Genomic DNA, 26806 nt, shown 5'->3' with positions numbered 1-26806 from the left:
TCGCCATTAGGCTCTGTCCATACGTTTGTGTCCCAGGACACAAACGGGCCGCTGTGCCGGCCGCAGCACCACTCGCTTAGCGTTCATCCGCCCTAGAGGAGTACCGAAAAATGTTCCCAGCAGACAGAGTCCGGAAAGGCCGCACCGTGAAGAAGCGCGCGTCCGCCCTTACCGCAGGCCTTGCCCTGAGCGCTCTTGTGCTCTCGGGCTGCGCCCAGAGCAACCGTGAAGAGGGCGACGGCGGTGGGTCCGGCGACGTCGACGGCACGTTTGTCTTCGCCGCATCGTCCGACCCCAAATCCCTGGACCCCGCGTTCGCCTCCGACGGCGAGTCCTTCCGCGTGAGCCGCCAGATTTTCGAAGGCCTCGTGGGCGTGGAGCCCGGTACCGCTGACCCGGCTCCCCTGCTGGCAAAGTCCTGGGAAGTTTCCGAAGACGGCATGACCTACACCTTCGCCCTCGAGGAGGGCGTGAAGTTCCACGACGGCACCGATTTCAACGCCGAGGCCGTCTGCGCCAACTTCGACCGCTGGTACAACTTCAGCGGCATCCAGCAGGCCGAAAGCCAGGCCTACTACTACGGCATGCTCTTCAAGGGCTTCTCCGATTCCCCGGAGACCGCCACCTACAAGTCCTGCGAGGCAAGCTCCGACACGGAGGCCGTGATCGCACTGAACAAGCCGTTCGCCGGCTTCGTGGCGGCACTGTCCCTCCCGGCCTTCTCCATGCAGAGCCCCTCCGCCATGGAGGAATTCGGCGCCAACGAGTCCTCCGGCACTGCCGAGGCCCCGGAGCTGACTGCCTACGCCAAGGAACACCCCACCGGCACCGGCCCGTACAAGTTCGATGCCTGGGAAGTTGGCAACCAGATCACCCTGTCCCTGAACGAGGACTATTGGGGTGACGAGGAAGCACAGGTCACGGACATCATCTTCCGTGTGATCGACGATCCGCAGGCACGCCGGCAGGCACTGGAATCCGGCAACATTGACGGATATGACCTGGTTGCCCCGGCCGACACCGAGCAGCTGGCCGCGGCCGGCTTCAAGGTCATCCCCCGCGACCCGTTCACCATCCTGTACCTGGGCATGAACCAGCAGGTCCCGGAGCTGGCCGACGTCAAGGTCCGCCAGGCCATTGCCTACGCCATCGACAAGCAGGCGCTGGTGTCCCAGACCCTGCCCGAAGGCACGAAGGTTGCCACCCAGTTCATCCCCGAAGTGGTGAACGGCTACAACGACGAGGTCACCGAGTACGCCTACGACCCGGAGAAGGCAAAGTCCCTCCTGGCCGAAGCCGGCTACCCGGACGGGTTCACCATCGACTTCAACTACCCGACCGGCGTCTCCCGCCCGTACATGCCGACGCCGGAGCAGGTCTTCACCAACCTGCAGGCCCAGCTGTCCGAGGTAGGCATCACGGTCAACCCGCAGCCGAACAAGTGGTCCCCGGACTACCTGGACCGCGTGCAGGCAGGCTCCGACCACGGCCTGCACCTGCTGGGCTGGACCGGCGACTACAACGACACCGACAACTTCGTGGGTGTCTTCTTCGGCCAGGAAAAGCCGGAGTTCGGCTTCAACAACCCGGAGATCTTCGCGGCGCTGGAAGAAGCACGCCAGGTCTCCAAGCTCGACGAGCAGACCCCGCTCTACGAGCAGATCAATGAAGAGATCGCCCAGTTTGTGCCGGCAGTCCCGCTGGCCCACCCGGCGCCGTCGCTCGCGTTCTCCGAGCGGGTGGAGTCCTACCCCGCCAGCCCGGTGAATGACGAAGTCTTCAACCAGATCAAGCTCACCAAGTAACGCAGCGAAGGCCGGGGACCCCAGCGGTCCCCGGCCTTTACGCGTGATCCAGTCTTTTTCCCCACCAGATCCTCCAGCTTCCACGGCTGGGAAAGGACGCTCGTGCTACGAGTCATCGGCAAACGCCTGCTTATGCTGATCCCCACCCTCATAGGCCTGTCCATCCTGCTCTTCCTGTGGGTACGCAACCTCCCCGGAGGCCCGGCCACCGCCCTGCTCGGAGACAAGGCCTCCCCGGAAGCCATTGCCAACATCAATAAGGCCTACGGATTCGACCGTCCGCTCATTGAGCAGTACTTCACCTACGTCGGGAAGCTCCTGCAGGGTGATTTCGGCACCTCCATCGTCACCGGCCGTCCCGTCCTGGAAGAATTCGCCACGCGCTTCCCTGCCACCGTGGAACTGGCAGTCGTGGCACTGATCTTCGCCATCGGCATCGGTATCCCGCTCGGTTATCTGGCTGCCCGGCACTACGGGCGTTTCTGGGACCACTCCTCCGTGGTCCTCTCGCTGATCGGCATCACGGTTCCCGTCTTCTTCCTGGCCTTCATCCTCAAATGGGTGCTGGCCATCCAGCTCGGCTGGTTCCCCGCCGACGGACGGCAGGACCCGCGGATCAATGCCACCCACGTGACGGACTTCTACGTGCTGGACGGACTGCTCACCAGGGAATGGGACGCCTCCTGGGACGCCATCATGCACCTGGTGCTGCCGGCCATTGCGCTGGGCACCATCCCGCTGGCGATCATCGTGCGCATTACCCGCGCATCCGTCCTGGAGGTACAGGGCGCCGACTACGTCCGGACCGCACGCGCGAAGGGCCTGATGGAAAAGACCATCCGCGGCCGCTTCGTCCTGCGCAACGCCATGCTCCCGGTCACCACCACCATCGGCCTGCAGACCGGCCTGCTGATCTCGGGAGCGGTGCTGACGGAGACCGTCTTCGCGTTCAGCGGGATCGGCAAATTCCTGCGGGACGCCATTTTTGCCCTCGACTACCCCGTGCTGCAGGGTTTCATCGTCTTCATTGCCGTGGCGTATTCATTGATCAACCTGCTGGTTGATGTGTCCTACGGCTTCATCGATCCAAGGGTGCGTGTCCAGTGAGTACAACTCTGCCCCCCGCCACCGGCGGGTCCGTCCTTCCCGAAGGTGCGCCCACCGCCAAGCCGGCCACCGGAAGCGGCATGTGGAAGGACGCCTTCCGCCGCCTGCGCCGCAACCCGGCCGCCGTTGCCGGCGCCGTGATTGTGGGCCTCTTTATCCTGGTTGCGCTCCTCGCGCCGCTGCTGGCTCCGTACGGCGGAAACGACCTTCCGGGCCGCACGAACATCACCCCCACCAGCATCCCGGGACCGGGCGCGATCGACGGGTATCCGCTTGGCCTCGACCGCTTCGGCGGAGACGTCCTGTCCAAGCTCATCTGGGGTGCCCGTGCCTCACTGATCATCGGTGTGGTGTCCACCGCCCTCGGCCTGCTGGGCGGAATGCTGCTCGGTGTCCTTGCCGGCGGGCTGGGCGGCTGGGTGGACAGCGTCATCATGCGTTTCGTCGACATCCTGCTGTCGGTTCCGAACCTGCTGCTGGCGGTGAGCATCGCCGCCATGATGGGTCAAAGCTCGCTCGCCATCATGATCGCCATCGGCGTGTCCCAGGTGCCGATCTTCGCCCGGCTGCTGCGCTCCTCAATGATTTCCCAGCGCAGCGCCGACTACATCCTCTCGGCCCAGACCCTGGGGCTGAGCCGGCGCACCATCACCATGAGCCACCTGCTGCCCAACAGCACCGGGCCCCTGATTGTCCAGGCCACCCTGACGCTGGCAACGGCGGTCATCGACGCCGCAGCCCTGTCCTTCCTCGGGCTCGGCGGCGGGCTGCCGCAGACGGCCGAATGGGGCCGGATGCTCACCTACGCGCAGTCCGAACTGGGTGTGGCTCCGCAGCTGGCGTTCCTGCCGGGTATTTGCATTGCCATCACCGCCCTGGGCTTCACCCTGCTGGGCGAGTCCCTCCGCGAAGCGCTGGATCCGAAAACGCGCCGGAAGTAGCTTTCCACGGCTCCTTACGGCTCGTTGAAAGGGAAAGGCCCCGCCCGCTGGGTGGGGCCTTTCCCTTATATAAGGGCTAGCTGTCCCTGTAGTCCAGGGATGCCAGGTATTCGGCGTTGCCCCTGATGGCCGGCTTGTAGCGGTCCAGGTCCGCGGAGGAAACGTTGTCCGCCAGCAGGAGCAGCAGGCTCCCCAGCGCGCTGCCGGCCCGCCCTGCGGCATGCAGTGTCAGTGCTTCGAAGACACCCAGGGAAACAGCGTCCGGAAACTCGGCCCGGGCCCGGGCAAACACCGCCAGGGATTCCTCCGTGCGGCCGAGGTTGCGCAGGGTGCTGCCGTACTGCAGCCAGCACCGCCGCAGCACGTCACCGTCCAGCCCGGCCGCCAGGGCGCGTTCGTACAGCCCGGCAGCCGTGCCCTCCTCCCCCGCGGTGTCATAGGCCCCGGCAAGCTCATAGAGGACCCGGGCGTTGCCGGGATGGCGGCGTTCGACGTCGTGCAGCGCGGCGATGGTGGGGGCCATGTGGTTGCGGTTGCGGGCAGACAGCAGGGCATCCAGCTCCGCTTCCAGTTCAACCCCAAGCCCCCGGGCCATGGCTAGGAGGCCAGCTCGCCGTCGTGTTCCAGGTCTGCACCGATGTTCAGCTCGTTGCCCGGGATGGAGGCCAGGAGCTTCCGTGTGTACGGGTGGCGCGGGTTGGAGAAGACCTCTTCGGAGGTGGCGGCCTCCACCAGTTCGCCGTCCTTCATCACGCAGACATAGTCCGAAATCAGCCGGACGACGGCCAGGTCATGGGAAATAAAGAGGTAGCTGAGGCCGAACTCGCGCTGCAGGTCCCCCAGCAGCTGCAGGATCTGGGCCTGGACCAGGACGTCGAGGGCCGAGACCGGCTCGTCGCAGACAATCAACTCCGGCTTGAGCGCGAGGGCGCGGGCGATCGCGACACGCTGGCGCTGGCCGCCGGAAAGTTCGGCCGGGTAGCGGTGCAGCATCTCATGCGGCAGTGCGACCTGGTCCATCAGCTCCCGGACCCGCCGGTGCCGCTCGGCCCGGTCACCGCGCTTGTAGGTCTTCAACGGCTCCTCAAGGATCCGCTCAATGGTGTACATGGGGTCCAGGGAGGAATACGGATCCTGGAAGATCGGCTGCACCCGCTGCCGGAAGTCGCGCAGTTGGACCTTGTTCAGGGTGGCGACGTCCATCCCGTCGAAGGTCATGGTCCCCGACGTGGGCTCAATGAGCTTAAGCAGCATCCGGGCGGTGGTGGTCTTTCCGGAACCGGACTCCCCCACGATGGCCACCGTGCGGCCGCGCGGAATGTCCAGCGTGACATTCCTGGCCGCGTAAAAATCATCCGAACGGCCGCGGATCTTGAAGACCTTCGTGAGGTCGCGGAACTCCACGATGTTGTCCGGGGCGCTGCTGTCAGGAGCTTCGCCGTTCCCGGTGGCGGTGCGGCCTTCGGTGGCGGTGCTGCTTTGCTTGGCGGCGTTGCCGGGGGTCCGGTCGTCGACGGGCTCCGCGCTGCCTGCGGCAGGGCCGGCAGCGGACGCACCGGCGAAGGCACCGGGGCTCAGCCGCACGGCGGCAACGCTGGGAGCTGCCCGCACCAGCGACTGGGTGTAGGGGTGCTGCGGGTCCTCAAGCAGCCGGCGTGCCGGCCCGGTCTCCACCACTTCGCCGCGGTGCATCACCACGAGCTGCGAGGCCCGTTCGGCGGCAAGGCCGAGGTCATGGGTAATCAGCAGGACGGAAGTGCCCAGTTCCTCTGTCATCAGGTCGATCTGGTCCAGGATGGTCCGCTGCACCGTGACATCCAGGGCGCTGGTGGGTTCGTCGGCAATAAGCAGCCGCGGCCGGCAGGCCAGTCCGATGGCGATCAGTGCCCGCTGGCGCATGCCGCCGGAGAATTCATGGGGATACTGCTTGGCGCGTTCCTCGGCATTGGGCAGGCCGGCGGCGGTCAGAACCTCCACGACCTTGCGGTCCACGTCCTTGGAAGTTGCCATGCCGTGCACCAGCAGCGTTTCGGCTACCTGGGTGCCGATCTTCGTCACCGGGTTGAGATTGGACATCGGGTCCTGGGGTACCAGCCCGATGGACCGCCCCCGGATGGCACGCATTTTCGACTCGGGGAGCCCCACCAGTTCCTGCCCGTCAAAACGGATGCTGCCCGAAGCCACGGTGCCGTTGCCGGGCAGCAATCCGATCACGGCCATTGCGGTGGTGGATTTGCCGGACCCGGACTCGCCGACGATGGCCAGCGTTTCCCCCGCCGGAAGGGAGAATCCGGCATTGCGGACGGCGGAGACCTGTCCGTCCATGGTGCGGAAATTAACCGCGAGGTTGCTCACCTCGAGCAGGGGCGCATCAGTGCTCAAATCAGTCATTTCCCCATCCTGCCCCACAGGAGCCCCATGTGACGCGTGTCTCTACCGCTCTTTACCTGTTTTTAATCATTTAGAATGGGAAATCATCAAAACAGAGGGATGGAGCGTCCCGGAGGAGTATCACCGTGACGAAATCCGGCAGGGCAGCATCCGGGACCGCCAGGCGCGGTAAAGCAAGTTCGGACCCCACCGGGCAGACGCTCCTCACCCGCCGGTCCATGCTCCAGGCCGGGGCCGCTGCCGCCGCTTTTATGCTGGCCGGCTGCACGGCCGAGGCAGCGGACGACAAGTCCACCGCTACCCCCTCCACCGCCGCCCCACAGGGTCCTGCCGAGCGGTTCACGTTTGCAACGGCCGCACATCCGGTCACCCTTGATCCGGCACTGGCATCGGACACGGAGTCCTACCGGGTCACGCGGCAGGTCCTCGAAGGGCTGGTAGGCATTGACGCCCTCACCTCGGCCCCCACGCCGTTGCTGGCCAAAAGCTGGACCCAGTCCGAGGACCGCAGGGTCTATACCTTTGACCTGCGCAGCGATGTGACCTTCCACGACGGCGAGCCGTTCAACGCCGAGGCCGTCCGGGTGAACTTCGACCGCTGGTACAACCTGCCCGAATCGGTCCGCAGCGACTCGCTGATGTACAAGTCCGTATTCCGGGGCTATTCCGACACCCCCGCCACGGCCATTTACAAACGCTGCGTAGTGGAGGACGAATACCGGATCCGGGTTGAGCTGACCGAACCCCTGGACAGCTTTATTGCCGCACTGGCAGCCCCGGCTTTCGCCATATCCTCACCGAAGGCGCTGGCGGACGCCACCGCGGACGCGCTCACCCAGGAGCGCTACGGGCGCAAGGTATCCGCCTACGGTGTGCACCCCGTGGGCACCGGCCCCTTCTCCTTTGTCCGCTGGGATGAAGACATTGTCGAACTGGCGGCACATCCGGGTTACTGGGACGAGGCAGGGCAGATCGGCACTGTCCTGTTCAGGACGGTGAACAGTCCCGAAGGCCGGCTGCGGGCCCTGAAAAAGGGTGAAGTGGACGGCTACGACCTGGTGACGGTGAACGACGTCGGCGACCTCGCCCGCAACGGTCTGCAGATCCAGCAGCGGGACCCGTACTCGGTCCTCTACTTGGGCATCAACCAGAACTTCCCGGGCCTGGACAACGTGCTGATGCGGCGCGCGGTAGCCCATGCGGTCGACAAGCCGGCCGTCCTGGACGGATTGTTCCTCAACGGCACCAAACCGGCCAACCAGTTCCTGCCGCAAAAACTCGGGCTCACGTCCGACTCCGTCACCGGCTACGGGTACGAGCCGGAAAAGGCCAAGGAACTGCTCATCGAAGCCGGATACGACGGCCGGGAACTGCCGTTCTACTACCCGCGCCGGGTGACCCGCAGCTACCTGCCCACCCCTGAAAAGGTGTACGCCCGGCTCAGCCGCCAGCTCACGGCGGCCGGATTCAACATCCGTCCCGTCCCGGTTGACTGGTCCGAGGGATACCTGGAGAAGGTACAGGGCAAGGAAGACCGCGCATTCCACCTGCTGGGGCTGGCGGGCAGCTACGAGGCGGGCGATAACTTTGTCGGCTCCCTCTTCGGCCGCTACACGGAGGAATTCTCCTTCAACGACCCCGAAGTCTTCACCGGAATCGAAAAAGCCCGCACCCTGCCGGAAGGCCAGGAACAGGCTGACGCCTACCGTGCCGTCACGGACCGGATTGCCGAGCGCGTACCGGCGGTTCCGCTCGCGTTCCCCATCTCGGCACTGGCTCTCTCCCCGCGTGTGGCGTCCTACCCCACCAGCCCCGTGCTGCACGAGGTCTTCAACCGGATCAGCCTGGCGAACCGCTGATCCGGCCCCGCTTCGGGAAACCGGTTACCTGCCGCCCTGCCTAAACCCGTATATGTACGGCGATAATTTTAGGAAGCCACCTGCTCGGGGATACGCTTCTATGGCTAGCGCCCACGCGACTGGAGAAGATGTTGACTGCTAATAGCCCGGCGGATAATTCCGCAACGAATACTGATGTACTGCTGATCGGCGGAGGCATCATGAGCGCAACCTTGGGGGCGTTCCTGAAGCAGCTGGCACCGGATTGGGACATTTCCCTCTTTGAGCGCCTCGACCGCGCGGGACTGGAGAGTTCCGATCCCTGGAACAACGCAGGCACCGGACACGCCGCACTCTGCGAACTGAACTACAGCCCGGCAGCAGCCGACGGCTCGGTTGACCCTGCCAAGGCGGTGGGCATCAACGAGCAGTTCCAGGTTTCCCGGCAGTTCTGGGCGCACATGGTCTCCGCAGGCCACATCTCCGGCAGCTTCATCAATCCCCTGCCGCACATGAGCTTTGTCTGGGGCGACGCGCACTCCGAATACCTGCGCCGCCGCTACGAATCCCTGAGCGCACAGCCGCTGTTCAAGACCATGGAGTTCTCCGAGGACCCGGCGAAGATCGCCGAGTGGGCCCCGCTCATCATGGAAGGCCGCGACGCCGGCCAGCGCGTTGCCGCTTCACGCGTCGAAGGCGGCACCGACGTCGACTTCGGTGCCCTGACCCGCGAGCTGACCAACTACCTGGGTGCCAACGGCGTGCACCTGAACTTCGGCCACGAGGTCGGCAACGTCACCCGTTCCTCCTCCGGCGGCTGGGACGTGAAGGTCAAGGACCGGGCGACCGGCAGCACCCGCACGGTCAGCGCCAAGTTCGTCTTCATCGGCGGCGGCGGCGGCGCCCTGCACCTGCTGCAGGCTTCCGGCATCCCCGAGGGCAAGGGCTTCGGCGGTTTCCCCGTCTCCGGCCAGTTCCTGCGCAGCACGGACGAATCCATCATCTCCCGGCACAACGCCAAGGTGTACGGCCAGGCCTCGGTAGGCGCCCCGCCCATGTCCGTGCCGCACCTGGACACCCGCTTCGTGAACGGCAAGCGTTCCCTGCTGTTCGGTCCGTACGGCGGCTTCTCCCCGAAGTTCCTGAAGACCGGCTCCTTCCTGGACCTGCCGCTCTCTGTCCGCCCCTCCAACCTGGTACCCATGCTGGCGGTGGCCAAGGACAACATGAGCCTGGTCAAGTACCTGGTCACCGAGGTCCTGAAGACCCGCGAAGGCAAGACTGCAGCGCTGCAGGAATTCATGCCGCTGGCACAGACCGAGGGATGGGACCTGATCACCGCGGGCCAGCGCGTCCAGGTGATCAAGAAGGACCCGAAGAAGGGCGGCGTGCTGCAGTTCGGCACCGAACTGATCACAGCCGCCGACGGTTCCATCGGCGCCCTGCTCGGCGCTTCGCCGGGCGCGTCCACGGCCACCCCGATCATGATCAACCTGCTCAAGCGGGCGTTCCCCCGCCAGTTTGACGGGTGGGAGCCCAAGATCAAGGAAATGATCCCCGGCTACGGCGTCAAGCTCAACGAAAACGAGCGGCTGGCCGAAGAGATCGAAGCCGACACCAACAAGGTCCTGGGCCTGTCCTAGTACCCACCTCCCGCGGCGCGTGCCCGGCCTGACGGCCGGCCGCGCCGCGGCTTGTTTTATCCACTCCTCCAGTTCGCCCTTCCGAAGGCAGGATCATGGACCGTTTGGCCAAGCTGTCCCTCTCCAACCGGGCGCTCATCGCCCTGATCACGGTGTTTATTGCCGTCTTCGGGGTGATCTCCATGAGCTCCCTGAAGCAGGAGCTGATCCCGTCCCTGGAGTTCCCCCAGATCAGCGTGATTACCGCCCTTCCCGGCGCGTCCCCGGATGTGGTGGATGCACAGGTCAGCGAACCGCTCGAGGGCGCGCTCACCGCAGTCGAGGGCCTGGAATCCTCCTCCGCAACCTCTCGGTCCGGGATCTCGACGATCGCCCTGACCTTTGCCTACGGCACGGACCTGGACCGCGCCCGGGGCCAGGTGGACCGGGCCATCTCCAATGCCCGGCAACTGCTGCCCGAAGATGCGAACCCGCAGTCGCTGGCCGGCAGCATCAGCGATTTCCCGATCGTGTACCTGGCCGTCTCCTCGGATAAGCCGCTGGCCGAACTGAACGCGGACCTGCAGCGCCTGACCGTGCCCCGCCTGCAGAAAATCGAGGGGGTCCGCACGGCCGAGGTCACCGGCGGCTCCACCAGGCATGTGGCTATCCTGCCCGATGAAGCCGCCCTTGCCGCGCTGGGCGTGACCCCGTCCGGGATTGTCGACGCACTGGAGAACAGCGGTGCCCTGCTGCCCGCCGGCACCGTGCAGGAGGAGGGCCGAACCCTCTCGATCCAGGTCGGCGCGCCGCTGGACAGCCTGGAAAAGATCTCCGCCCTGCCGGTGGCCTCCGAGCAGGAACAGCCCGGCGGGACACCGGTAACCATCGGCGATGTGGCGTCCGTCGATATCACCGAGGATGACGCCGGTTCGATTACCCGCACCAACGGCCAGCCCACCCTGGCCGTGTCCATCACCAAGACCCCGGCCGGCGACACGGTGGGAATCTCCCACGAGGTCACCGACCTGCTGCCCGCCCTCCAGGACGAGCTGGGCGGCGGGGCGAAGTTCACGGTCATCTTCGACCAGGCGCCCTTCATCGAAAAGTCCATCTCCGACCTCACCACGGAAGGCCTGCTGGGCCTGGGCTTCGCCGTCCTGGTGATCCTGGTCTTCCTGCTGTCGATCCGTTCCACGCTGGTCACGGCGGTTTCCATTCCGCTGTCGCTGCTGGTGACCTTCATCGGCCTGCTGGCTTTCGGCTACTCACTGAACATCCTCACCCTGGGTGCACTCACCATTGCCATCGGCCGCGTGGTGGACGATTCCATCGTGGTGATCGAGAACATCAAGCGGCACCTGGGCTACGGCGAGGACAAACGCACCGCCATCCTCACCGCGGTCCGTGAAGTGGCCGGTGCGGTGACCGCGTCCACCCTGACCACCGTGGCCGTGTTTGCCCCGATTGCGTTTGTGGGCGGCCTGGCCGGGGAGCTGTTCCGCCCCTTCGCCGTGACCACCTCGCTGGCGCTGCTGGCCTCGCTCCTGGTGTCGCTGACCATTGTGCCGGTGCTGGCCTACTGGTTCCTGAAGTCCTCTCCCCCGGTGGCTGATCCGGAAGCCTTCCGCGCCGAAGCGGAGGAACGCGAAGCCCGCACGCTGTTGCAGCGCGGCTACCTGCCGATCCTGCGCACCACCCAGAAGCACCCGGTGTACACCGTGGCCGCCGGGCTGGTCATCCTGGTGGCAACAGCGGCCATGACACCCCTGCTGCCCACCAACCTCCTGGGCGATACCGGCCAGAACACCTTCAGTGTCCGCCAGGAACTGCCGGCCGGCACCTCGCTGGAACGTACGTCCGAAGCGGCCGAACAGGTTGAGCAGGTCCTCGGGGACACCGAGGGCGTGAAGGATATCCAGGTCACCATGGGCACCTCCACCTCGGGGCTGGGCGCCTTCACCGCGGGCGGGGCCTCCGTAGCCAACTTCACCGTGATCACAGAGGAAGGCGTGGACCAGGTGGCCCTGCGGGACACCGTCCGTGCCGCCCTCGAGGATGTGGACGACGCCGGTACGGTCACCCTGGGCAGCACCGGCGGCGGCTTCGGCACCTCCAACACGGTGGACATCGCCCTCTCCGCCGGAGACCCGGCCGATCTCCAGCCGGCCAGCGACACCCTGGTGGCCGCCATGTCCGACCTCCCCGGCGTCGCCGAGGCCAGCAGCAACCTCTCCTCCTCGCAGCCGGTGGTGCAGGTGACCATCGACCGCGGCAAGGCCGTGGCCGCGGGCCTGAACGAGCAGCAGATCGCAGGCCTGGTGGCCTCCACCATCAGCCCCCTGCCTGCCGGCACCGTCCGGCTTGGCACCGATGACCTTCCGGTGCTCATCGGCGAAGGCACTCCCATCACTTCCCTGGAGCAGCTCAACAGCATCTTCGTGCCCACCGGTACAGGTCCCGTGCCCCTGAGCTCGCTGGCCACGGTGGAAGAAGTGGAGGTGCCGACGTCGGTATCCTCCTCCGGCGGGGAACGCACCGCCGTCGTCTCCGTCTCCCCCGAGGGCGACAATCTGGGCGCCACCATCACCGAAGTGCAGGCCCGGCTCGCGGAAACGGACCTGCCGGCCAGTGTCACCGCGGAACTCAGCGGTGCGGCCACGCAGCAGAACGAGTCCTTCACGCAGCTGGGCCTGGCCCTGCTGGCGGCCATCGCCATTGTCTACGTGATCATGGTGGCTACCTTCAAGTCCCTGCTGCAGCCGCTGATCCTGCTGGTCAGCGTCCCGTTTGCCGCCACCGGCGCCATCCTGCTGCTGCTGGTCAGCGGCGTCCCCCTGGGCCTTCCCTCGCTGGTGGGCATGCTGATGCTGGTGGGCATTGTGGTGACCAACGCCATTGTGCTGATGGACCTGATCAACCAGTACCGCCGGCCGCAGGGCAACCGGCCGGGCATGAGCGTGGAGGACGCGATCTTCCGCGGCGCGCGCCAGCGCCTGCGGCCCATCCTGATGACGGCCCTGGCCACGGTGTTTGCCCTGACCCCGATGGCGCTCGGCGTCACCGGCGAAGGCGGGTTCATTTCCCGGCCGCTGGCCGTGGTGGTGATCGGCGGCCTCATCTCCTCCACAGCGCTGACCCTGATCCTGGTCCCGGTGCTGTACCGGCTGGTCGAGGGCTCCCGGGAGAAGCGTGCCCGCAGGAAGGAAACGGCAGCAGCAGCGCCCTGATGCGCCGGGAATGATGCGGCCCGGGTAACCGTTGAAGGAAAGTGTATGCATATGCATATACTTTTCAGGAGACATCCCGACTTCCGGAGGCCAGCATGCAGATCGGCGTATTCAGCGTCAGCGACATCACCCGCGATCCCGTGACGGGACGGATCCCCACCGAGGGTGAACGCATCAAGGCGGCGGTGGCGATTGCCCGCAAGGTCGAAGAGATCGGCATGGATGTCTATGCCACCGGCGAGCACCACAACCCGCCGTTCTATGCCAGCTCCCCCACCACCCTGCTGGGCTACATTGCGGCACAGACCGAACGCATCATCCTCTCCACCACCACCACGCTGATCACCACCAATGACCCGGTGAAGATCGCCGAGGACTTCGCCATGCTCCAGCACGTGGCGGACGGCCGCGTGGACCTGGTGCTGGGCCGCGGCAACACCGCCCCGGTCTACCCGTGGTTCGGCAAGGATCCGCAGGACTCGGTGGAGCTGACCGTAGAGAACTACAACCTGCTGCGCCAGCTCTGGGACAAGGACGTGGTGAACTGGCAGGGCAAGTTCCGCACGCCGCTGCACAACTTCACGGCCACTCCGCGCCCGCTCGACGGCGTCGCACCCTTTGTCTGGCACGGATCCATCCGCACGCCGCAGGTGGCCGAGATTGCCGCGTACTTCGGCGACGGTTTCTTCGCCAACAACATCTTCTGGCCGAAGGAGCACTACATGCAGCTGATCGGGCTCTACCGTGAGCGGTATGAGCACTACGGCCACGGCCGCGCCGATCAGGCAATCGTGGGATTGGGCGGCCAGTTCTTTATGCGGAAGAACTCCCAGGACGCCGTCAACGAGTTCCGCCCCTACTTCGACAACGCCCCGGTCTACGGCCACGGCCCCTCCATGGAGGATTTCACCGCGCAGACCCCGCTGACCGTGGGCAGCCCGCAGGAGGTGCTGGAAAAGACGCTGAGCTTCCAGGAGTACTTCGGCGATTACCAGCGCCAGCTGTTCCTCATCGACCACGCCGGCCTGCCGCTGAAGACCGTCCTGGAGCAGCTGGACCTCTTCGGCGAGTATGTCCTTCCCGAACTGCGGAAGGAATTTGATGCCCGCCGCCCGGCGGATGTTCCGGATGGCCCCACGCACGCCGCACGGGTTGCCGCCCGGGAGGCCGGCGGCGCCGTCGCGCACGGCACCGCAGCTGCCGCCGGCGTTCAGTAGGCTGGATGCATGCACTCCTCCAACGACGCCACCGCGAAACAGGCAGCCGAAGCGTGGGAATCGCTTTTCCGCGTACAGGTGGGGGTGATGCGCCGGCTCCAGCGCGACCCGGAGTTCAAGGAACTCACCATGCGCGAGTACGACGTCCTGTTCAACCTCACCCGCTGCCCCGGCGGCTGGATCCGGCTGAACGAGCTCAATGAGCACCTGCTGATCAGCCAGCCCAGCCTGAGCCGGATGGTGGACCGGCTCGAGGCCCGGGGGCTGGTGCAGCGCCGCCCGGCCGAACAGGACCAGCGCGGCGTCGAACTCTCGCTCACGGACGAGGGCCGGGCCGTGCAGCGGCGCCTGGGCCGGATCCACGTGCGCGGCATCCATGACCTGCTCGGCCCCGCCCTGGACAGCGCGGAACTGGCCCGGCTGAAGGAGCTCACGGACAAGGTCCTGGCCAGCCTGGGCGACTAGCCGGAGCCGCTTTTAGCGGCTCCGGCCCGAATCAGGCGGCGGTTTCCGCCAGCGGCGGATCCGCAAAGGCGAGCCGGGGCACCAGCATCAGCAGGGCCGCAGCCACAAAGGCCGTGGCCGAACACACCGTCCACACCGTCAGGTAGCCTTCCAGCGGCGCGGCCGTGGTGGCGGCCGCGGCCGGCGTGAGCGCATCAGCGGCCGCGCTGGCCAGGGCAATGCCGAACACCGCCGATGCGAAGGAACCGCCGATGGTCTTGGTGGTGTTCGTCAGGCCGGTGGCCATACCGGTCCGGTTCAGGGGTGCTGCCGCCGCAGCAGCCGAAGGCAGCGCCGCGACCAGTGCCCCGGAGCCCAGCCCTGCCACCACCATGTTCGTCAGTGTCTGCGGCAGGGTGTCATGGAACGGGAGGAACAGGGCGTATCCGGCACCGACCAGCAGCGCCGCCCCCACCAGCGTATTCCGCGGGGTGGTGCGCCGGGCCGCCGCCGGGAACAGCAGGGCCCCGGCCAGCAGCGCCAGGACATAGCTGCCGATGATGATGGAGACCTGGGACGCTTCCAGCCCCAGGCCGTAGCCGTGCTGCCCCGGATCGGTGCGGGCAAAGGTGGACATGGGCGCCTGGGCACCCAGCACCGAAATGCCGAAGAGGCCTGCCGTGAGCTGCACGGGCCACATGGAGGGACTGCGCAGCATCGCGAAGTCCACCAGCGGGTCCTTGCGGCCCAGCTCATACCTGACAAAGGGAATGAATGCGGCCGCGCCGGCCGCCAGGACGGCCCAGGCCCACCAGGTTCCCGGGCCGTTGATCCGCAGGAAGGTCAGCCCCGAAGTGAGCGTCAGCAGCCCGATGGCCAGCAGCACAAATCCGGTCCGGTCCACGGTCCCGCCGTCCAGCGCAGTGGATTCGGGCACGCCGAACTGCACGGCGAAGATGCACAGGGTCACGGCAACTGCCGGGATGGACAGGGTCAGCCACAGTTCCAACTGTTCCACCAGCACCCCGCCCAGCAGGGCGCCGCCGATAACGCCGAACTCCAGGGCAGCTACGAGGATGCCGGCTGCCTTCCGGGTCAGGACGGCGCGGTCCGGGGCCTGCCGCAGCCGGCTGAAGATCAGCGCGATCTCCATCGGCAGCCAGACCACATAGAAGCCCTGGAGCGACCAGGCGGCCAGGAAGGTCCAGAAGTCCGGCGCAAACGCCACACCCCAGGATGCAGCGGCCGTCAGCACCGTGGAGACCAGCAGGATGCGCTTGTGGCCGTAAATGTCCCCCAATTTGGCCAGGATGGGCACGGCCAGTGCGCTGAGCATCAGCTGTGCCGATTCGAACCAGTTGACGTCGCCGTCGTCGATCCCCAGGTGCCGCGCAATGTCGGTGAGCATAGGGGTGTAGTAACCCTGCAGGATGCCGCTGGTCAGTTCCACCAGCACCAGGAACCCCACCACGGGGCCGATCATCCGCAGTCCGGCCGCGGGTAGGGAGCCCATCACAACGCTCCCATGAGGCGGCGGTAGAACAGGATGCCTTCGCCGAAGGTTTCAATGCCGATCTTTTCGTTGTCGGCGTGGATGGACGCGCGGTCGGCAGCGCTCATCCGGAACGGTGCAAAGCGGTAGACGGCCGGGCAGATCCCGGTGAAGCGCCGCGCGTCGGTACCGCCGAGCATGATGTAGGGCACCGGGACCGCGTCCGGGAAAGTCTCACGGATGGTGCCTTCCAGCAACGCGAACTGGGCGTTGTCCGTGGCCGAGACCGGCGAGGGTTCGTTGCCTTCCACCACCCGCAGGGACACCTTGGGATCGCCGATGATCCGGCGCAGGCGGGCCAGCGTGGAGTCCACGCTCTCGCCCACGGCCACCCTGATGTTGGCGTTGGCTGTGGCCCTGGTGGCCAGCACGTTGGAGCCCTTGCTGCCACGCAGCTGGGTGACGGCCACGGTGGTGCGGGTCATGGCGTTGGGCTCGCCGCCCAGCAGCCCGAACACCCGGGTCAGCAGTCCGCGCAGGCGGTGCACGTTGCCCAGGACCAGCCGCGGCAGCAAGGGGGCGGAACCGGACAGGCGCTGGATCATTTCCACCGTGACGTCGGGCAGGGAGGCCGGGAAGGGCCGGCGGTCCAGCCGCACGATGGCGCGGGCCAGGCGGGCAGTTGCACCCATGCGGTTGGGCGTCGAGGCGTGCCCACCCGAATCCCCGGTGGCCAGTTCGACGTCGAGGATCCCTTTCTCCGCCACCCCAACGACGGCGAGCGGTGCGGGAACAAACGGGAAGGCACCCGATGCCACGGCACCGCCTTCGTCCAGCACGAGCCACGGCCGGACTCCGCGCGCGGCCAGCAGTTCCGCGGCCGCGGCGGCGGTGTCGCCGGCGGTCTCCTCGTTGTTGCCGAAGGAAAACCAGAGATCCTGCTGCGGGGCGAAGCCCTCGGCCAACAACTGCTCGGCGGCTTCCAGGACTGCGGCGAGGGCGCCCTTGTCGTCCAGGGCACCCCGGCCGCAGATTTCCATGGCCGTGACTGTGCCGGCAAAGGGCGGATGGTCCCACTTGTCCGGGTCCTCCACCGGGACCACGTCATAGTGCGCCATCAGCACGCTCGGTCCGCGCCCGCCCGATTCGGCCGCCGTTCCGGGCCAGCGGTACAGCAGCCCCAGGCCGTTGACACGCTCCACCTCCAGGCTGCGGTGCACACGGGGGAAGAGCTCGGCCAGTGCCGCGATGAAGGCTTCGAACTGGTCCGTCTCCACCTCTTCGGGCACACGGGAGGAGACGGTGCGGCAGGTCAGGAGCCGGGCAAGTTTCGGGGCGGCCGCACGGCCCGTCTGCAGAGCCGTTGCACCGGCTGCCCGGGAAGGGGTTTCGCTAAGCATGGGCCGAGTGTAGCCGGGATGTGACCACCCTCACGGCGCCGTCCGGAATGTTAAGTTACCGACAGGTAACCACGGACCGCCGCTACGGCCTCCACCACCGCGGAGGCGGCTAGGGCAACCTGGGCCTGGGTGAGCGTCGGGGTGAAAGTGAAGCGCACGGCCGTCCGTGCCGTGTCCCCGTCGATACCCATCGCCGTCAGCACGGCGGAGGCCTCCTCGGACCCGGCGGCGCAGGCGGAACCGGAGGAGCAGAGGATCCCGCGCCGCTCCAACTCCAGCAGCACCGTCTCACCGCCGGTACCGGGAAAACAGAACGAGGCGTGTGCCGGCAGCCTCCGGTCCGGATGGCCCGTCAGGAGGGCGCCGGGCACGGAGGCCAGGACCCGGGATATCAGGTAGTCACGCAGTCCTTCGGCGTGCTGCACGGCTGTTTCACGCTCGGCCGCGGCCAGTGACAGGGCGGTTGCCGCAGCTACCGCACCGGCCACGTTTTCGGTCCCCGAACGCTTTCCGCGTTCCTGGCCGCCGCCGTGCAGCAGCGGTTCAAGCGGAAGTGCGCCCCGGACGTAGAGCAGCCCGCATCCCTTGGGTGCACCCAGCTTGTGGCCGGAAATGCTCATGGCATCCACGCCCAGCTCCCGCACGTCAAGGGGCAGCCACCCGGCGGCCTGCACGGCATCGGTATGGAAGGGAACGCCGGCTGCTTTGCAGATCCGGCCGAGTTCCGCCGCCGGCTGGACGGTTCCCACCTCGTTGTTGGCGTACATGACGCTGCACAGGGTGGTGTCCGGGGTCAGGGCGGCAGCAACTGAGCCGGGGTCCACCAGCCCGTCCCGGTCCACGGGGAGCAGAGTGATCCTGAAGTTGTGGATCTTTTCCAGATACCTCAGGGATTCCAGCACTGCGGGATGCTCCACCGTGCTGGAGACGATATGCCGCCCCCGCGGTGAGGCCAGGGCCAGGCCCTTGACCGCCAGATTGTCCGCTTCGGTGCCGCCGGAGGTGAAAACGATATCTCCGGGCCGGCAGCCCAGGACGTCGGCCGCGGTTCTCCGGGCATAATCCAACGCCCGCGCCGCCCCCTCGCCCTGGCTGTGCCGGCTTGAGGGATTGCCGAACTCCGTACTGAGCAGCGGACCGATCAGCTCCAGGATCTCGGGGCGGACCGGAGCGGTGGCCGCAGCATCGAGATAGATCACCGGGACACTCCGGCCGGGTGCAGGACCAGATCCAGGCCGAGGTCCAGGGCCCGCACGCTGTGGGTCAGTGCTCCGGCGGAGATCAGGTCCACACCGGTGGCGGCTATCGCAGCGACTGTCTCAAGCCGCACGTTGCCGCTTGCCTCGATGAGCGCCCGCCCGGCCACCAGTTCCACGCCGCGGCGCAGGTCCGGCAGCGTGAAGTTATCCAGCAGCACGGTGTCCGCACCTCCGGCCAGCACCGCCTCGATCTGGTCCAGCCGGTCCACTTCCACCTCGAAGTGCACCGTGTGCGGCAACCTGCCTTTGGCACGGCGCAGCGCCGCGGACAGCTCGTCCCCGCTGCCGAGCACCGCCAGGTGGTTGTCCTTCGCCATCACGGCGTCCGACAGGCTGAACCGGTGGTTGAATCCTCCACCGCACCGTACCGCGTGCCGTTCCAGCACCCGCAGGCCGGGAGTGGTCTTGCGGGTATCGGTAATGCGGGCCTTGGTGCCGCGGGCCTGCGCCACGAATGCTGCCGTGAGGGTGGCAATACCGCTGAGCCGCTGCGCCAGGTTCAGCGCCACCCGCTCTGCGGTCAGGACAGCCCGCGCATCCCCGTCGATCCGGGCCAGCACCGCTCCCGCCTCGAAGGTGTCGCCGTCGGCCACCGGCAGGGTCACCGAGGTGTCATCCGAGACCAGGCGGAATGCGGCCTCGATGACCTGTCCCCCGCAGAAGACGCCCGGTTCCCGCGCCGTGACGGTCGCGGCAGTGCGGGTGCCCTCCGGCACCAGCACCGAGCTGGTGAGATCGCCCCACGGGGCGTCTTCAGCCAGGGCTGCCGCTACGATGCGGTTCACGGCGGCCGGGTCCGGCGGCAGGATGTCGTGGAGGCTCATGCGAAAAGATCCGTTCTGCCAGCCCCGGCGGGAGCGGCGGAGAGAGGCGGTTCGTCGGTGCGCTGGTGCGCTCCGAGGGAGGTTCGGCGCTGTTGGGCCGCTGCCACCAGCAGGCGGGCGCAGAGCAGCAGGTTGGCTGTCTCGCGGTCCGCCACGGCGGTGCCCGACGGCGGGTTCCAGGCGGCCAGCTGCCGGGAGGCCGCGGACAGATCCGGGCCGTTACGCAGCACCCCTGCACGGGAGGACATCAGCTGCTGCAGTTCCGGCCGCGTCACCTCGGAGCCGGCGGGACCCGGGGCCGGCAGCGCGGCGGGCGCCGCCGTCACGGGCAGCGCAGCGGTGGATGTTCGGGCGGGCCGGGGCTCGGGCCGGGCCTCAAGCCGGGTCTCAGGCCGGATGCCCGGCCAGGCACTCGGTCGGCCGGTGGCCTCTGCCACCCGGGCAGCGAAGACCAGTCCTTCCAACAGGGAATTCGAGGCCAGCCGGTTGGCACCGTGGGCACCCGTGCAGGCAGCTTCACCTACCGCATACAGGCCCGGGACGGAGGTGCGGCCCGCCAGGTCCGTACGGACCCCGCCCATCCAATAGTGTGCCGCCGGCACCACGGGCACCGGCTCTGTCTCCCAGTCGTATCCGTGGGCCAGGGTCAGGGCGGTGAGCCCGGGAAAGCGCCGGGCCAGATACCCCTTCCCGCAGCGGGTGCGGATGCCGGTCGCGTCCAGGAACACCCGGCGGGCGCCCGTGACCTGCAGGTGGGCGGCGATGCCGCGTGAGACCACGTCCCTGGGGGCGAGTTCGGCATCCGCAGCGTAGGCGGAGAGGAATCGGGCACCCGTCCCGTCGCGCAGGACGGCACCCTCGCCGCGGACTGCTTCGGACAGCAGCGGGCTGCCGGGGACGTCCAGGGCCGTGGGGTGGAACTGGAAGAACTCAAGGTCCGCGAGCGCTGCACCGGCCCGGGCAGCCAACGCGACACCGTCCCCGGTGGCAACGGACGGATTGGTGTTGTACGCGTAGAGCTGGCCGGCGCCGCCGGTAGCCAGCACCACTGCGGATGCCGGCACTACGCCCAGCTGCCCGTCGCGCAGCATCTCCAGCCCGGCCACCCGTCCGCCGGCCAGCACCAGGTCCGTGGCAAAGGCGTGGTCGAGGATCCGGATCCGCGGCTGCGCACGCACTGCGGCGATGAGGGCGGCGGCTATGCCCGCGCCGGTGGCATCGCCGTCGACATGCAGGATGCGCCGGGCCCGGTGCCCGCCTTCCAGCCCCCTGCCCGTGTCAAAGCGCACCCCGTAACGGGTCAGGGCACTGATCCCGTCCGCCGCCCCGGCGCAGAGCGCTGCGACTGCGCCGGAGTTGTTGTGCCCGGCGCCGGCACGCAGGGTGTCACGGATGTGCGCCTGGACGGAATCCGGTTCCGTTCCGGGCAGCACGGCGGCTATCCCGCCCTGGGCGTGCCAGGTGTTGCCCGCTTCCGGCTCCCGTTTGGTCACCAGGAGAACCTCCTGCCCGGTGGCGGCAGCACACAGCGCGGTGTACAGGCCGGCAATCCCGCTGCCGGCCACCACCAGCGGTTCCGTCACGGACGGACCGCCAGCATCCGCTCAAGCGCGGTCCGGGCCGGGCCGGCGACGTCCAGGGGTACCGTAATGCGGTTGTACCGCTCGCCGCGCACCAGGCCCTCCAGCACCCAGGCCAGATAACCGGGGTGGATCCGGTACATGGTGGAGCAGGGGCAGATCACCGGGTCCAGGCAGAAGATGGTGTGCTCCGGGTGGGCCGCAGCCAGCCGGCGGACCATGTTGATTTCGGTGCCGACGGCGAAGGTGCTTCCGGCGGGCGCCGCTTCGATGGCTTTTCGGATGTAGTCGGTGGAACCGGATTCGTCTGCCGCGTCCACAACGGGCATGGGGCATTCCGGGTGGACAATCACGCGCACGCCGGGGTACCGGTGCCGGGCCTCGTCAATCTGTGCGGTAGTGAAGCGCTTGTGGACGGAGCAGAAACCGTTCCAGAGCAGCACCCGGGCGTCCCGGATCTCCTCGGCACTGTTGCCGCCGAGCGGAAGCCGCGGGTTCCACATGGGCATGGCTTCCAGCGGGACGCCCATGGCCTTGGCGGTATTGCGCCCCAGGTGCTGGTCCGGGAAAAAGAGCACGCGCTTGCCCCGGGCGAAGGCCCAGGCCAGGACGGCGGCGGCGTTGGAGGAAGTACAGACGATCCCGCCGTTCCGGCCGCAAAAGGCCTTCAGCGCGGCCGATGAGTTCATGTAGGTCACCGGAACCACTTCGGCTGCCGGGCCTTCCCCGGCGCCCAGGAGCTCCGTCAGCTGCTCCCAGCATTCCTCCACCGAGTCGATATCGGCCATGTCGGCCATGGAGCAGCCAGCCGCCAGGTTGGGCAGCAGCACCGCCTGGTCCGGTGCCGAGAGCAGGTCGGCTGTTTCGGCCATGAAGTGCACGCCGCAGAAAACGATGGCTTCCGCATCCGGCCGCGAGGCGGCCGCCTGGGCCAGCTGGAAGGAGTCGCCCACAAAGTCCGCGTGCCGGACCACTTCGTCGCGCTGGTAGAAGTGTCCGAGGATCACCATCCTCTCCCCCAGTGCCGCCTTGGCCGCGAGGATCCGCTCGTCGAGTTCGGCGTCGGACGCCGAAAGGTACTCGGCCGGCAGCGAGCCCTGCCGCGGCGTGCCGGCGGGTGCCTGGTCCGCCTGTGAGGCTCCGGGCCCGTACACGGGCAGCAGGCCGCCGTCGGACAGCCAGGGCGGCGCCGCCAGCGCGGGGCTGCAGGTGCCGGCGGGCGGGGGAAGGGTTTCCATGCTCATGGGGTGCTCCGTTGCGGGGTGTCGGGGTGGGCAGTGCCGGGACCGGGACCGGGGTCCGCGTCCGGGGTGTAGCGGTACAGGCGGGGAGGACGGTGCCGTCCGCCCTCCAGGTACTGGTCGGTGGCGGAGATCTGCGGGGTGGCCCGGAGCTGGCGGCGGAAGTTGGCCGGATCCAGCTCCCGGCCCAGCACCGCTTCGTAGACCCCCCGCAGCTGGGCCAGGGTGAAGGTCTCGCCGAGGAACGCGTAGGCCGCCGGCCCGTATTCGGTTTTGTTCCGCAGCCGCCACAGGGCGTACTCCACGATGGTGTTGTGGTCGAAGGCCAGCTGCCCCACCCGGTCGGCCCGGAACCAGCGCACATTGTCGCCCTCGCGGGCCAGCGCTGCCTCATCCGGCTGGACCAGCGCCCAGTACACAATCGACACCACCCGGGGCGACGGCGAGCGCTCCGGGCCGCCGAAGGCATACAGCTGCTCGAGGTAGCGCGGGGCCAGCCCGGTGGTCTCGGCGAGGTTCCGTCCGGCGGCGTCCTGCAGTGATTCGCGCGCCCGGAGCGGTCCGCCCGGCAGTGCCCACAGCCTGCGGTACGGCTGGCGGGTCCGCCGCACCAGGGGAAGCCAGAGCTCCGACCGGCCGGTTTCCGGGTCGCGCCGCAGGGCGAAAATCACGGTGGAGACCGCCAGCGAGGGCGGTTCCAGTTCCCGTTCGGAAACGTTGGCGTGCCGGGAAACCACAGGTCCCCTTTCGGAGCGGTTCGAGTAAAAGTCAGAATGACTCTAACTCATGCCGCACGGTTTCCCGTTCGGGAACGCGCCGCGGGTCAGCCCTCGGGATCCGCCGCGGCATGCAGCAGGGGAAGCATCCGCCCTTGGAAGTGCGTGTTGAGCACAATCACCGAAGAGGTCCGCAGCACCGTATTGGTGGCCACGATCGCGTCGATCACCCGCTGCAGGTCCGAGTTTGACCGGGCCACTACCCGCGCCAGCAGGTCGCTCTCCCCCGAGACGGTATGCACTTCCTGGATTTCCGGAATGCGGGCCAGCGCCGCCACCACGGCGTCGTGGCCCGTATCCTGGCGGATGGTCAGGGAACAGTAGGCCACCACGTCATACCCCAGGGCCTCGGCGTCGATCCGCGGGCCCCAGCCGGCAATCACCCCTGTCTGCTGCATCCGGTCCAGGCGGGCCTGCACCGTTGCCCGGGCCACGGACAGTTGGCGTGATGCCTCCAGGACCGACATCCGGGGATTGTCCGTAAAGAGGGTGACGATGCGGGCATCGAGGGCGTCGGTGGGCATGGGATCCTTTCGAAGGCGGCCAACGGCAGCCGGGGCAGCACGGAAAACAGGGGAGGTGCACCGACCGTCCGGTGTACAAATTGTAAAGCCATCCCGCCGCCCTGCCGGACCGGAGGTCACACAAAGCGGTTCTAAGATGGAATGCGGTGTACACACCCGCAGTTTCCGCCAGGCGGGATCTGCGGTCTCCACCGGCAGCCCGTCCTCCGTTCTAAGGCTTTGTTCTTCCATGCCGAAATCCGCCCTCCCGTCCAGCACGCAGACACCCGCCGGGGAAGCGGATCCCGCCAAAACCCGCATGATGCAGCCGCGCCACCTTGTCCTCATGAGCCTCGGCAGCGCCATCGGCACGGGGCTCTTTGTCGGCTCGGGAGCCGGGATCGCCGCCGCCGGTCCCGCGGTGCTGATTTCCTTCCTGATCGCCGGAACCCTGGTGATCCTCATCATGCGGATGATGGGCGAGATGGCCGCCGCCGATCCCAGCAGCGGCGCGTTCTCCGTTTACGCCGAAAAGGCCCTGGGGCGGACGGCGGGCACTACGGTCGGCTGGCTGTGGTGGTTCCAGATCGTGATTGTCATTGCCGCCGAGGCCACGGCCGCCGCGGCCATCGTCGCTTCGATGGTCCCCGGCGTCGAGCAGTGGGTCCTGGCGCTGGCCTTCATCATTGTCTTCACCGCCGTCAACCTGGGCGGCGCGGCGAGCCTGGGTGAATTCGAATACTGGTTTGCGATCCTCAAGGTGGCAGCCATCATCCTCTTCCTGGCCATCGGCGCCGCCTTTATCGCCGGCTGGCTGCCCGGCGTACCGTCACCGGGCGTGGACAACCTGTTCCACAACGGCGGTTTTATGCCCAACGGGCTGACCGGTGTGGCCTCCGGACTGCTGCTGGTGGTGTTTGCCTTCGGCGGCACCGAGATCATCACCATTGCCGCCGCGGACACGGCGGAACCGTCCAAGAACATTGCCGGTGCCATCACCTCGGTAATCTGGCGGATCCTCGTCTTCTACATCGGCTCGGTGCTGGTGATGGTCACCGTCCTGCCCTGGGACAGCGAGGCACTCAGCACCGGTCCCTTCGTGGCCGTGCTGCACGCCGCCCAGGTGCCCGGTGCGGACAGAGTGATGGCCGTGGTGATTGTGATCGCCCTGCTCTCGGCCATGAACGCCAACCTGTACGGTGCCTCCCGGATGATCTACTCGCTGGGCGAACGGGGACGGGCACCCGCCGCACTGGGCCGCCTCGGATCCGGCGGAGTGCCCCGCCGCGCCGTACTGGCCTCGGTCGGCTTCGGTTTTGCCGCCGTCGTCCTCAACTACCTCTACCCCGACACCGTGCTGATGATCCTGCTCAACCTGGTCGGCTCCACCTGCCTGGTGGTATGGGGAATCTCGATCGTGTCCCAGATCATCCTGCGGCGCCGGGCCGATGCCGCCGGCACGGAACTCACGTTCAAGATGTGGGCGTTCCCGTGGTTTTCCTACTTCGCCCTCGCGCTGCTGGCCGCCATCATTGTCCTGGGCTTCTTCGACGCCGCCGTACGTATCCAGCTGGCGGCGACGGCGGGCCTGAGCGCGATGCTCGTGCTGCTTGCCTGGCTGTTTGAGCGGCGCAGTGCCCGGCGGCGCGGTTCCGCTCCGGAGACTTCCGCTCCGGACACTTTGACTCCGGACGGCGAGACACCGGCCGGTCCGGCAAAGTAGGCGCCGGACCGGCCGGGTGCCGCTTCGAAGGGCCTAACGCCCCTTGCGCCGCTTAGGCAGGAACTCGGCCTCGACGGCGCTCTTGGCGCGCTTCTCCGCCCGCTTCTCCTTGAGTGCCTTGCCGTGCTTCTTGGAACTAGATCCCTGCGGGGACTTTCCTGACATGTCCGGCTCCTAACTCACTCACTTGGGATAGGTGCCTGAAACCATACGCGGATCGCCCGCCGATTCCAGCCCCTTTCCGTAAACAGCCGGAACCGGCGGGCCGGAAACCTGCTAGGCAAACTGCCTAGTGCCACCGCGTCCTAAATCACACATTTGTACAGACTGTGCAGCGATCCGTGTTCTGTTTGCTCAACGTGTCATAACGCACTACGTTGCGGGTTATGGACATCACTCAGCAACCGGTTGCCGCGGAGGAGCTGCGCAGGCTGTACCGCCTCCTCACCGCCGTCCGGCAACTGGACCTCGCCGCAATCGCCTGGCAGCGCCAGGGCATCATTCCCGGTTACGCGCCGGAACTGGGACAGGAAGCAGCGCAGGTCGGCAGCGCCCTCGCCATGGATCCCGAACGCGATTTCATCTTCCCCACGTACCGCGAAATGGGCGTGGCCCTGACCCTGGGTGTGGACATGACCGCCTACATGTCCACCCACAAGGCCAGCTGGCACGGCGGACTCTACGATCCGGTGCAGACCCGCCTGGCTCCCATCCAGGCCGTAGTGGGCGGTTCCGTGCTGCACGCCGTCGGCTGGGCGCACGGCCAGACGCTGGCCGGCACGCGCGGCGTGGCCCTGACCTACTTCGGGGACGGCGCCAGTTCGCAGGGCGATGTCCACGAGGCCATGAACTTTGCCGGCGTGCTGAAGGCGCCGGTCATCTTCTTCGTGCAGAACAACGGCTGGGCCATTTCGCTGCCCACCGAGGCCCAGGTGGCCGGCGGCACCGTGGCAGCGCGCGCCGCCGGTTACGGCATGCGGGCCATCACGGTGGACGGCAACGACGCCGCCGCCGTCCTCCTGGCCACCCGCGAGGCCGCCGCACACGCCAGGGCCGGACACGGACCCGTGCTGATCGAGGCCATGACCTACCGCCGCGGACCGCATTCCACCAGCGACGATCCGGGCCGCTACCGCACTTTGGACGAGGAACGCCGCGACGCCGGCGCCGACCCCGTGCAGCTGCTCGCGGACCGCCTGCTGGCCGAGGGCGCCGCGGACCAGGCGTTCCTGGCCGCAGCACTCGAAGATGCCAAGGACAACGCCGAACGCGTCCGCGAAGGCGTGGAAGCCCTGGGCCCGAGGCCGGGCAAAGAGATGTTCGACTTTGTCTACGCCGAACCCACCGAAGCACTCAAGGCCCAGGCCCGCGCCTGGCGGGAGGAATCCGAACATGTCTGAGCAGCTCACCCGG

The 26806-nt window shown here is 67.4% G+C and carries 21 protein-coding genes; 10 read left to right on the top strand and 11 right to left on the bottom strand.

The window, feature by feature from the left end:
- Positions 1-146: 146 nt before the first annotated feature.
- From AC5RUF_RS07340 to AC5RUF_RS07330, 3 genes are all read left to right on the top strand, one after another.
- Positions 147-1805 carry an ABC transporter substrate-binding protein gene (locus AC5RUF_RS07340; protein ID WP_493996642.1) on the top strand — a complete coding sequence of 553 codons (1659 nt, stop codon included), beginning with the start codon at positions 147-149 and terminating at the stop codon, positions 1803-1805.
- A gap of 102 nt (positions 1806-1907) precedes the next feature.
- On the top strand, positions 1908-2912 hold the full coding sequence (locus AC5RUF_RS07335) for an ABC transporter permease (protein WP_493996641.1): 1005 nt from the start codon (positions 1908-1910) through the stop codon (positions 2910-2912).
- Positions 2909-3853, top strand: a complete 945-nt coding sequence (locus tag AC5RUF_RS07330; RefSeq protein WP_493996640.1) for an ABC transporter permease — start codon at positions 2909-2911, stop codon at positions 3851-3853. Before AC5RUF_RS07335 ends, AC5RUF_RS07330 begins: the two co-directional genes overlap by 4 nt.
- A 76-nt stretch (positions 3854-3929) precedes the next feature.
- Here the strand turns inward: AC5RUF_RS07330 and AC5RUF_RS07325 are convergent, their stop codons facing one another.
- Together AC5RUF_RS07325 and AC5RUF_RS07320 are read right to left on the bottom strand one after the other, a co-directional pair.
- Positions 3930-4448: a tetratricopeptide repeat protein gene (locus AC5RUF_RS07325; protein WP_494130145.1), complete on the bottom strand. Its 519-nt coding sequence runs from the start codon at positions 4446-4448 to the stop codon at positions 3930-3932.
- 2 nt (positions 4449-4450) lie between these two features.
- A complete protein-coding gene (locus AC5RUF_RS07320; RefSeq protein WP_494130144.1) occupies positions 4451-6244 on the bottom strand; it encodes a dipeptide ABC transporter ATP-binding protein in 1794 nt (597 codons plus the stop codon).
- A gap of 125 nt (positions 6245-6369) precedes the next feature.
- Between AC5RUF_RS07320 and AC5RUF_RS07315 the strand changes: the two genes are divergently transcribed.
- The 5 genes from AC5RUF_RS07315 to AC5RUF_RS07295 all read left to right on the top strand — a co-directional run bounded on the left by AC5RUF_RS07315 (position 6370) and on the right by AC5RUF_RS07295 (position 14616).
- A complete protein-coding gene (locus AC5RUF_RS07315; protein ID WP_494130143.1) occupies positions 6370-8103 on the top strand; it encodes an ABC transporter substrate-binding protein in 1734 nt (577 codons plus the stop codon).
- A gap of 128 nt (positions 8104-8231) precedes the next feature.
- Positions 8232-9725: a malate:quinone oxidoreductase gene (locus AC5RUF_RS07310; protein ID WP_493996750.1), complete on the top strand. Its 1494-nt coding sequence runs from the start codon at positions 8232-8234 to the stop codon at positions 9723-9725.
- A 95-nt stretch (positions 9726-9820) separates the two neighbouring features.
- Positions 9821-12934, top strand: a complete 3114-nt coding sequence (locus AC5RUF_RS07305) for an efflux RND transporter permease subunit (protein WP_494130142.1) — start codon at positions 9821-9823, stop codon at positions 12932-12934.
- Positions 12935-13029: 95 nt separating this feature from the next.
- Positions 13030-14151 carry an LLM class flavin-dependent oxidoreductase gene (locus tag AC5RUF_RS07300; protein ID WP_494130141.1) on the top strand — a complete coding sequence of 374 codons (1122 nt, stop codon included), beginning with the start codon at positions 13030-13032 and terminating at the stop codon, positions 14149-14151.
- A 9-nt stretch (positions 14152-14160) separates the two neighbouring features.
- Entirely contained in the window at positions 14161-14616 is a 456-nt protein-coding gene (locus AC5RUF_RS07295; protein WP_494130140.1) for a MarR family winged helix-turn-helix transcriptional regulator, read from the top strand.
- Positions 14617-14647: 31 nt separating this feature from the next.
- Here AC5RUF_RS07295 and AC5RUF_RS07290 read toward each other — a convergent pair whose 3' ends face one another.
- From AC5RUF_RS07290 to AC5RUF_RS07255, 8 genes are all read right to left on the bottom strand, one after another.
- The gene (locus AC5RUF_RS07290) at positions 14648-16108 is read right to left on the bottom strand and encodes an MFS transporter (protein ID WP_494130139.1); all 1461 of its coding nucleotides are present in this window, start codon (positions 16106-16108) and stop codon (positions 14648-14650) included.
- The gene (locus AC5RUF_RS07285; protein ID WP_494130138.1) at positions 16108-17487 is read right to left on the bottom strand and encodes a M20/M25/M40 family metallo-hydrolase; all 1380 of its coding nucleotides are present in this window, start codon (positions 17485-17487) and stop codon (positions 16108-16110) included. Before AC5RUF_RS07285 ends, AC5RUF_RS07290 begins: the two co-directional genes overlap by 1 nt.
- Before the next feature lie 50 nt (positions 17488-17537).
- Positions 17538-18686 (bottom strand): cysteine desulfurase family protein, encoded by a 1149-nt coding sequence (locus AC5RUF_RS07280; RefSeq protein WP_494130137.1) that lies wholly within the window; start codon positions 18684-18686, stop codon positions 17538-17540.
- Positions 18683-19570, bottom strand: coding sequence for a carboxylating nicotinate-nucleotide diphosphorylase (gene nadC, locus AC5RUF_RS07275; RefSeq protein ID WP_494130136.1), 888 nt, complete (start codon positions 19568-19570; stop codon positions 18683-18685). Before nadC ends, AC5RUF_RS07280 begins: the two co-directional genes overlap by 4 nt.
- Complete coding sequence (gene nadB, locus AC5RUF_RS07270) at positions 19567-21153, bottom strand: L-aspartate oxidase (protein WP_494130135.1); 1587 nt, start codon at positions 21151-21153, stop codon at positions 19567-19569. The genes nadC and nadB overlap by 4 nt, the downstream gene beginning before the upstream one ends.
- Positions 21150-22394 carry a quinolinate synthase NadA gene (gene nadA / locus AC5RUF_RS07265; RefSeq protein ID WP_494130134.1) on the bottom strand — a complete coding sequence of 415 codons (1245 nt, stop codon included), beginning with the start codon at positions 22392-22394 and terminating at the stop codon, positions 21150-21152. The genes nadB and nadA overlap by 4 nt, the downstream gene beginning before the upstream one ends.
- On the bottom strand, positions 22391-23128 hold the full coding sequence (locus AC5RUF_RS07260) for an NUDIX hydrolase (RefSeq protein WP_494130133.1): 738 nt from the start codon (positions 23126-23128) through the stop codon (positions 22391-22393). Before AC5RUF_RS07260 ends, nadA begins: the two co-directional genes overlap by 4 nt.
- 86 nt (positions 23129-23214) lie before the next feature.
- Positions 23215-23691 (bottom strand): Lrp/AsnC family transcriptional regulator, encoded by a 477-nt coding sequence (locus tag AC5RUF_RS07255; RefSeq protein ID WP_493998057.1) that lies wholly within the window; start codon positions 23689-23691, stop codon positions 23215-23217.
- 229 nt (positions 23692-23920) lie between these two features.
- Here AC5RUF_RS07255 and AC5RUF_RS07250 point away from each other — a divergent pair, with 229 nt between their 5' ends.
- Positions 23921-25393, top strand: a complete 1473-nt coding sequence (locus AC5RUF_RS07250; protein ID WP_494130132.1) for an amino acid permease — start codon at positions 23921-23923, stop codon at positions 25391-25393.
- A gap of 33 nt (positions 25394-25426) precedes the next feature.
- Here the strand turns inward: AC5RUF_RS07250 and AC5RUF_RS07245 are convergent, their stop codons facing one another.
- Positions 25427-25558: a hypothetical protein gene (locus AC5RUF_RS07245; RefSeq protein ID WP_494130131.1), complete on the bottom strand. Its 132-nt coding sequence runs from the start codon at positions 25556-25558 to the stop codon at positions 25427-25429.
- 221 nt (positions 25559-25779) lie between these two features.
- On the opposite strand from AC5RUF_RS07245, the gene AC5RUF_RS07240 reads away from it, so the two are divergent.
- Positions 25780-26793 carry a thiamine pyrophosphate-dependent enzyme gene (locus AC5RUF_RS07240; protein ID WP_494130130.1) on the top strand — a complete coding sequence of 338 codons (1014 nt, stop codon included), beginning with the start codon at positions 25780-25782 and terminating at the stop codon, positions 26791-26793.
- The last annotated feature ends 13 nt before the right edge of the window (positions 26794-26806 follow it).

The organism is Arthrobacter sp. Y3224198 (genome assembly GCF_059090025.1).
Note: the sequence above shows the minus strand (reverse complement) of the source record. Positions and strands in the feature narration are given on the sequence as shown.